The 8,027-nt window shown below is 65.5% G+C and carries 5 protein-coding genes; 4 read left to right on the forward strand and 1 reads right to left on the reverse strand.

The genetic code is table 11. From position 1 onward, the window contains the following. The first annotated feature begins 40 nt into the window (after positions 1-40). Together V7672_RS06675 and V7672_RS06680 are read left to right on the forward strand one after the other, a co-directional pair. Positions 41-1,282: a putative DNA modification/repair radical SAM protein gene (locus tag V7672_RS06675; protein WP_335623806.1), complete on the forward strand. Its 1,242-nt coding sequence runs from the start codon at positions 41-43 to the stop codon at positions 1,280-1,282. After that, on the forward strand, positions 1,282-2,721 hold the full coding sequence (locus V7672_RS06680; protein ID WP_335623807.1) for a UdgX family uracil-DNA binding protein: 1,440 nt from the start codon (positions 1,282-1,284) through the stop codon (positions 2,719-2,721). Before V7672_RS06675 ends, V7672_RS06680 begins: the two co-directional genes overlap by 1 nt. A 6-nt stretch (positions 2,722-2,727) precedes the next feature. On the opposite strand, the gene V7672_RS06685 is transcribed toward V7672_RS06680, so the two are convergent. After that, positions 2,728-4,227, reverse strand: a complete 1,500-nt coding sequence (locus tag V7672_RS06685) for a serine hydrolase domain-containing protein (protein WP_335623808.1) — start codon at positions 4,225-4,227, stop codon at positions 2,728-2,730. Between the two features lie 160 nt (positions 4,228-4,387). Here V7672_RS06685 and ettA point away from each other — a divergent pair, with 160 nt between their 5' ends. Both ettA and V7672_RS06695 read left to right on the forward strand, forming a co-directional pair. After that, a complete protein-coding gene (ettA, locus tag V7672_RS06690) occupies positions 4,388-6,055 on the forward strand; it encodes an energy-dependent translational throttle protein EttA (RefSeq protein ID WP_335623809.1) in 1,668 nt (555 codons plus the stop codon). 167 nt (positions 6,056-6,222) lie between these two features. Continuing rightward, a partial coding sequence (locus V7672_RS06695; protein ID WP_335623810.1) for a calcium-binding protein occupies positions 6,223-8,027 on the forward strand: 1,805 nt, incomplete at its 3' end.

Genomic DNA, 8,027 nt, shown 5'->3' on the forward strand with positions numbered 1-8,027 from the left:
CGCTGGACCTGTCTTGCGATATGGAACATAGCATGAACACATGGCCCGTCTCGATCTGCGCAAGAAGCTGGAAATCCTCGCCGATGCGGCCAAGTATGATGCCTCGTGCGCGTCGTCGGGGGCGGCGAAGCGGAACTCGGTCGGGGGCAAGGGGATCGGCTCGACCGAGGGGATGGGCATCTGCCACGCCTATACGCCGGACGGGCGCTGCGTCAGCCTGCTGAAGATCCTGCTGACGAATTTCTGCATCTATGACTGCGCCTATTGCATCAACCGGGTGTCGTCGAACGTGCCGCGGGCGCGGTTCTCGGTGCAGGAAGTCGTCGACCTGACGCTGAACTTCTATCGGCGGAACTATATCGAGGGGCTGTTCCTCTCATCCGGCATCGTCCAGTCCGGCGACTATACGATGGAGGAGTTGGTGCGGGTCGCGCGGATGCTGCGCGAGGAGCACGACTTTCGCGGCTATATCCATCTGAAGCTGATCCCCGAGGCCGACCCTGATCTGGTGGCCCAGGCGGGGCTTTATGCCGACCGGCTGTCGGCCAATATCGAACTGCCGCGCGACGAGGCGCTGGCCCGGCTGGCACCGCAGAAGGACGCCGGCGTGATCAAGCGGACCATGGGTCAGGTCCGCCAGCGGGTCGAGGCCGCCCGGCCGGCGAAGAAGGATCGCAAGCGCCCACCGCGCTTTGCCCCCGGCGGCCAGTCGACCCAGCTGATCATCGGCGCGGACGGCGCCCCGGACGGCGAGATCCTGGAACGATCTGCGTCGCTGTATGGCGGCTATGGTCTGCGCCGGGTCTATTATTCGGCCTTCAGCCCCATTCCGGACTCCTCGGCGCAACTGCCGCTGTCGAAACCCCCGCTGATCCGAGAGCACCGGCTGTACCAGGCCGACTGGCTGATGCGGTTCTATGGCTTCTCCGCGCCCGAGATCGCCTCGGCCACGCCCGACGGCATGCTGGACCTGGCAGTCGATCCCAAGCTGGGCTGGGCCCTGGCCAATCGGGCCAGCTTCCCCGTCGATGTGAATCTGGCCGAGCGCGAAACCCTGTTGCGGGTGCCGGGACTGGGGGTGAAATCCGTCGATCGCATCCTGAAGGTGCGGCGCTATCGGACCTTGCGGCTAGAGGACATCCAGCGGCTGACGCGCAGTCTGGACAAGATCAGACCGTTCATCACGACGCTGGACTGGACGCCCGGTGGCCTGACCGATGCCGTCGATCTCAAGGCGCGTCTGGTGAAGCCGCGCGAGCCCGAGCAACTGAGCCTGTTCTGATGCGGTGCGTGCGTCTGGCGTCCGAAACCGACCTTGAGGGCTGGCGCGAGGCCGCGCGCGCTCTGCTGGCCGAGGGCAGTCCGCCGTCGAATACCTGCTTCCTGACCGGAACGGCCCCCGGCGGCCTGTTCGAGGATGAGGCGCCCCCTGCCCCGGTCCCGGCCGGCTTCAGCCTGAGTGTGCCCCGCGCCTTTCTGGACCTCGCCGAACAGGTGGCCCTGCACCGCTCGGTGGACCGGTTCGACCTGTTGTACCGGCTGCTGTGGCGGCTACAGCGGGAACGGACCTTGCTGCACATCGTCTCGGACCGCGATGTGGCCGACGCCACGGAGCGGGCGAAAAACGTCAGCCGCGCGGCGCACAAGATGAAGGCCTTTGTCCGCTTTCGCCGGATCGAGGATGAGGGCGGCGAACACTGGATCGCCTGGTTCGAGCCGGCCCACCGGGTGCTGGAACGGACCGCGCCCTTTTTCCAGCGGCGCTTCACCACGATGCGCTGGACGATCCTGACGCCGGACGGCACCGCCCACTGGGACCTTGAGCGCCTCAGCTTCGGCCCGGCCGCAACGAAGGACCAGGCCCCCGAGGGCGACGATGTCGAGGAGTTCTGGAAGACCTATTACGCCTCGACCTTCAATCCGGCCCGGCTGAAGACGAAGATGATGCAGAGCGAGATGCCGCGTCGCTACTGGGCCAATCTGCCCGAGGCGGCGCTGATCCCGGGCATGATCCGTGAGGCCGAGGCCCGGCTGGGCGCGATGGTGGCCACGCCCGCCAGCCCGGCCAATGCCCGACTGATGAAGGCCGTGGCGCCAGTGGTGGTGCGTCCTGAGCCGGTGCTGGCGCCCGACTCCCTGCCCGCCCTGAGCGAGGCGGTTCAGGGCTGCCGCCGCTGCCCCCTGTGGCGCGACGCCACCCAGGCCGTCTGCGGCAAGGGGCCGGAGCGCGCCGACCTGATGATCGTGGGCGAGCAGCCGGGCGATCAGGAGGACCTGTCGGGTCAGCCCTTTGTCGGCCCCGCCGGTCAGGTGCTGGACGCCGCGCTGGCCGAGGCCGGGCTGGACCGCGAGCGCGCCTGGGTCACCAATGCGGTCAAGCATTTCAAGCATGAGCCGCGCGGCAAGCGACGCCTGCACAAGACCCCGGATGCGGGCGAGGTGGAGGCCTGCCGCGGGTGGCTGGACGCCGAGCGAGCCTTGGTGAAACCCCGGCTGATCGTGACGCTGGGGGCGACGGCGGCCTTGGGCGTGCTGGGCCATAAGATCGCGGTGACCAAGGACCGGGGCCGGCCGATCCGGCTGGAGGACGGCACGCCGGTGCTTCCGACCGTCCACCCGTCCTATCTGCTGCGCCTGCCGGATGAGGCCACCCGTACCGCCGAACGCATCCGCTTCATCGACGACCTGCGGGCGGCACGCTGGATGCTGGACACCGTCTGAAGGCGCTCAGGGGCGGCGCCGCTCGAATACCACGCCTCCATAGGTCAGCCGACCCGTTCCGTCGAACGTGAGAACCTCGCCCCGCAGCGGGATCAGTTCGATCCGAAGGCTGTTGGGCGCGGTAAAGGGCTCGGCCTCGGCGGACAGAACGCCGATCGACAGGATCAGCCCATCGCCGGTGGACCCGACATACAGCCGCCCCATCGCCGGACTTTCATAGACACCGACATAGGACGCCATCGGATGGTCAAGCCGCCAGGGCCGCGTGCGTCGGGCCTCGACGTCGGCAGCGATGCGCGGACGAAGACCTTCGATGCGCTGGGCCAGAGCCGCGACTTCTGCGTCAAAAATCGCGTCAACGTCGGGGCGTCCGCCATAGAGATCATAGAGATAGTTGGCGACGATGTCGGCAAAGCCCCCGGCCACGGCATCCTCGTTGATCAGAACCACGACGCCGATGCCGCGCTCGGGCATGAAGGAGACATGGGCCCGCGAACCGCCGAAATTGCCGAAATGATGGATCAGGGTCTGGTCCCCGTACTGTCCCACATACCAGCCCAACCCGTAGCCAAGGCGTTTGTAGGGACCGAAGGTGGCGTCTGTCGCAACCCGGGTCTGATGGGTCGACGCCACCAGTCCGGCCGGGAAGATGCGGTGCCCGTCCAGAACCCCGTCGGTCAGCTGGATCTCGAGCCAACGCGCCATGTCGCGGGCGCTGGCGACCAGCCCCCCGGCGGAGTGCATGGTCTGGTCGGTCTTTTGCAGCACCGCCACGACCGGTCCGGGGGGCAGGTGACCGAAATGGCCGGCGGCCACGCTCGCCCGGCCGCGCTCGGCCTCGATCCAGGGCGTCGTCGCCATCATGCCGAGGGGCGTCAGGACTTCGCGCACGACCAGATCGCGCCAGTCCAGCCCACGATCTGCCTCGATCAGGGTGGTGGCCAGATTGTAGCCGACGTTCGAATAGCGGAACTGGCCGTGGGGGGTGTCGGCGTCCCATGTGGTGGCCGCGACAAGGTCTCTGCGAACGGAAGCCGAGTGCTCCCCCGAATAGGCGAGGCGAAACGTCAGAGCGTCGTTCTCCACCCCCGCGCGGTGGGACAGAAGGTCCGTCAGGGTCACCGCGCCCGCGATGTCGGCGGGCAGGCCGGCGTGGGACCAGACCCCGACCGGCGCATCAAGGTCCACATCGCCCCGCGCATCCATGGCGGCAATGGCCAGCGCCACCATCGGCTTGGTCGATGAGGCGATATAGAACCGCGTATTGGCATCGACCGGGATCCCGCTGCGGACGTCGGTGACCCCCTGCCCGGTCAGAAAGACGACCTCGTCCCCGACAACGACGGCAACCGCGATCCCGGGCACCACGCCGAGGGCTTCCAGACTGCGCGCGATGAAGGCGTCCGCCTGGGCCGCGCGGGGATCAGCGGACTGTGCCCATGCGATGTCGACTCGTCCCATCAGGGTCAGCGCGATCAGACCTCCTGCCAGAAATGCGTTTCGCATGATGTTGTCTCCCTCCCCGCGGTTTCCCTAAGGAGGCCGCGAGAGGCGCGTATGGATGCAAACTGGTGAGCGAGCGGCCTGACGTTGCCCTTCGCCCACGCAGTCGCTACATGCCGGTGCAACCTCCCCCATACTCCAGACCACAGGGCGCACCGCACTCATGGCGCAGCAGTTTATCTTTCAGATGCAGGGTCTGACCAAGACCTTTCCCGGCGGCAAGAAGATCTTCGAGAACATCTGGCTGAGCTTCTACAACGACGCCAAGATCGGCGTGGTCGGGGTCAACGGCTCGGGTAAATCCACCCTGCTGAAGATCATGGCCGGGCTGGACAAGGAGTTCACCGGCGAGGCCCGGGCCGCTGACGGCATCAAGCGCGGCTACCTGGAGCAGGAGCCGCATCTGGATGACAGCCTGAACGTCCGCGAGAACGTCGAGGCCTGGTGCGAAGAAAAGCAGTGGGTCAACCGCTTCAACGCCATCGCCATGGAGATGGCCGAGAACTACTCCGACGAACTGATGGAGGAGATGACCGCCCTCCAGGAAAAGATCGACGCCGGCGACGTCTGGGACATCGACAGCCGCATCGAAATGGCCATGGACGCCCTGCGCTGCCCGCCCGACGACTGGGCGGTGACCAATCTGTCCGGCGGTGAAAAGCGCCGCGTGGCGCTGGCCCGCCTGCTGCTCAGCAAGCCTGACATGCTGCTGCTCGACGAACCGACCAACCACCTCGACGCCGAGTCGGTGGCCTGGCTGCAGCACCACCTGGAAGCCTTCCCGGGCTGCGTCATCCTGGTGACCCACGACCGCTACTTCCTCGACCTCGTCACCAAGTGGACGCTGGAGCTGGACCGCGGCAAGGGCCACCCGCACGAGGGCAACTATTCCAGCTGGCTGGAAGCCAAGACCAAGCGCGTCGTGCAGGAACAGTCCGAGTCCGAGGCCCGCCAGCGCGCGCTGACCCGCGAACTGGAATGGGTGCGGTCGGGCGCCAAGGCCCGTCAGGCCAAGTCCAAGGCCCGTCTGGCCGCCTATGAGCGGATGGTCGACGAGCAGGAAAGCCTGCGCGGCGCCCAGACCCACGCCCACATCCAGATCCCGCCCGGCCCGCGTCTGGGCAATGTGGTGCTGGAGGTCGAGGGCCTGAAGAAATCCTACGGCGACAAGCTGCTGTTCGACAATCTGACCTTCCGCCTGCCGCCCAACGGCATCGTCGGCGTGATCGGCCCGAACGGCGCCGGCAAGTCGACCATGTTCAAGCTGATCACCGGCCAGGAGCAGCCCGACGGCGGCACCATCAAGGTCGGCGAGACGGTCAAGCTGGCCTATGTCGACCAGTCGCGCGACGATCTGAAGCCCGACGAGACCATCTGGCAGGCGATCTCCGGCGGCACCGATGTGATGATGGTCGGCAAGCGCGAGATCAACACCCGCGCCTATGTCGGCAGCTTCAACTTCAAGGGCGGCGACCAGCAGAAGAAGGTCGGCCAGCTGTCCGGCGGTGAGCGCAACCGCGTGCACCTGGCCAAGACGCTGGCGACGGGCGGCAATCTGATCCTGCTCGACGAACCGACCAACGACCTCGACATCGAGACGCTTCAGAACCTCGAGGAAGCGCTGGAACAGTTCGCCGGCTGCGCCGTGGTCATCTCCCACGACCGCTGGTTCCTGGACCGTCTGGCCACGCACATCCTCGCCTTCGAGGGCGACAGCCACGTCGAATGGTTCGAGGGCAACTTCGAAGCCTACGAGGAAGACAAGAAGCGCCGCCTCGGCGTCGACAGCCTCATCCCCCACCGCATCAAGTTCCAGAAATTCGGGCGGTAGGGGAAACGGATCTCCCTCGACCCAAAAACTGCATTCCCCTCAGGGCGTTAAGGGTTGGCGTGCCCGTAAAGGTGCCATAACGTGGGTCCGGGGGGCGTGAAGGATGCCCCGGAATGCCGTCTCAGACCGTCCCGTCCGGACAGCCTGTTGGCGCAGCAGGGGCTCTCATGGCGATCATCAACGGGACTGGCGGGGACGACACGCTCGTCGGCACAGGCGGCGCGGACACCATCAATGGCGGGGACGGCTCGGACGTCATTCACGGGATGGGCGGCAATGACCGGCTGTTCTCGGGGCCTGCGCCCTATCCGCTCGGTGTCGACTGGGTCTTTGGCGGTGCCGGCAATGACGAACTCAACGGCGATACAGGACGCCAGTTCCTGCTGGGCGGGATCGGGAGCGACACGCTCTATGGTCTGAGTGACACCGACTTCCTTTTCCACCACGGCGGAGACACCAATAGCGCCCGGACGCCTGGCCCCGTGCTCTTTTTCGGCCAGAATTTCGGACCGCTGGGATTTACCTTCGACCCCTATGCCGAGGATTATGCGGTCGATCGCCTCTATGGGGGCGAGTGGTCGGACTTTGTTTTTGTCGGGCTTGGCGACATCGCCGACGGTGGAATTGACACCGATGTGGTGGTCGTCAGCCTCATTGGCCGGACCAACGGCATCACCTACACGCAACAAGCTAATTGGCAGTCCCAGTTGTCGACCCTTATCGGGGGCAGCCTGACCAACTTTGAGGGCTACTACCTTCGGGCGACTGACTACGCGGATCAGCTGACCGGCGTCGGCTATGTGGCGGCCGGCCGAGGCGCGGACACGATTACGGGCACCGGATTTGACGACCAGATCGCGACCTCTGGGTGGTGCTTCACCGACGATGTCACCGGATCGCTCGGCGCGCTCGCCGATGACGGAGACGCCGACTATGTCGATGCAGGCCTCGGCAACGATATCATCCATGCCGGGCTGAATGATCGCATCTACGGTGGAGCGGGAAGCGATGCCGTCTACGTCAGTCTCGTGCGGGCAACGTCCGGCGTGAACATCGACCTTTCGTCGGGCGACCTGGCGTCACTGGCCGAAGCGATGAATGGCGTCCTGGATGGTATTGAATATCTCTACGGCGTGTATCTCACTGATTACAATGATGTATTTGTGGCGCGCCCGGGGACTGCGGTCGGCTCATCGAATATTCGTATATACGGTGGTGGTGGCAACGACGTGCTGAGCGGCACTGGGTACACAGACTTTCTGGATGGCGGCACCGGGGACGACGTCCTTGATGGTGGCCGGGGCAATGACCGGATGTACGGAGGGCTCGGCAATGACACCTTCTACGTCGACATCCAGCAGGATCTGGTCTTCGAAAATGCGGATGAAGGGATGGACATCGTTTATGCGTCCTCCAGCTTCTATCTGTATGACAACATCGAGACGTTGATCCTCACCGGCACCGGCAACACCTTTGGCGTCGGCAATGCGCTGGACAACCAGATCACCGGCAATGATCGAAACAATCTGCTGCTGGGGGGCGACGGCAGCGATGTGATCTTTGGACAGGCCGGAAACGACAATCTGTTCGGCGAGGCCGGGAACGACAGCCTCTATGGCGGCGCCGGGATCGACTATCTGGTCGGCGGCGCGGGCCATGATGCGCTGTTCGGCGAGGCCGGGGCCGATGCGCTTTACGGCCAGGACGGCGACGACGTCCTGTGGGGCGGCGCGACCTTCGACACCGACATCCTGGTCGGCGGCGCGGGCAATGACATCCTGCGCGGGGACTCAGGCCTTGCCGACTATGACCTGCTGGACGGCGATGCGGGCGACGATATCTATTGGGTCGACACCGGCGATGATCTGACGTTCGAGGATGTCGGCGGCGGCAATGACACCGTCTATGCCGATGTGAAGGTCGCGAACGCCGGCGTCTATCTGTACGACAATGTCGAGAATCTGGTGCTGGT

It is taken from the genome of Brevundimonas sp. (assembly GCF_036963785.1).
Taxonomy (GTDB): Bacteria; Pseudomonadota; Alphaproteobacteria; order Caulobacterales; family Caulobacteraceae; genus Brevundimonas.

What these genes read in the sequence shown, in the direction of transcription:
- V7672_RS06675 (WP_335623806.1), top strand. Translation starts at nt 41, where the DNA reads ATGGCCCGTCTCGATCTGCGCAAGAAGCTGGAAATCCTCGCCGATGCG.
- V7672_RS06680 (WP_335623807.1), top strand. Translation starts at nt 1,282, where the DNA reads ATGCGGTGCGTGCGTCTGGCGTCCGAAACCGACCTTGAGGGCTGGCGC.
- V7672_RS06685 (WP_335623808.1), bottom strand. Translation starts at nt 4,227, where the DNA reads ATGCGAAACGCATTTCTGGCAGGAGGTCTGATCGCGCTGACCCTGATG.
- ettA (WP_335623809.1), top strand. Translation starts at nt 4,388, where the DNA reads ATGGCGCAGCAGTTTATCTTTCAGATGCAGGGTCTGACCAAGACCTTT.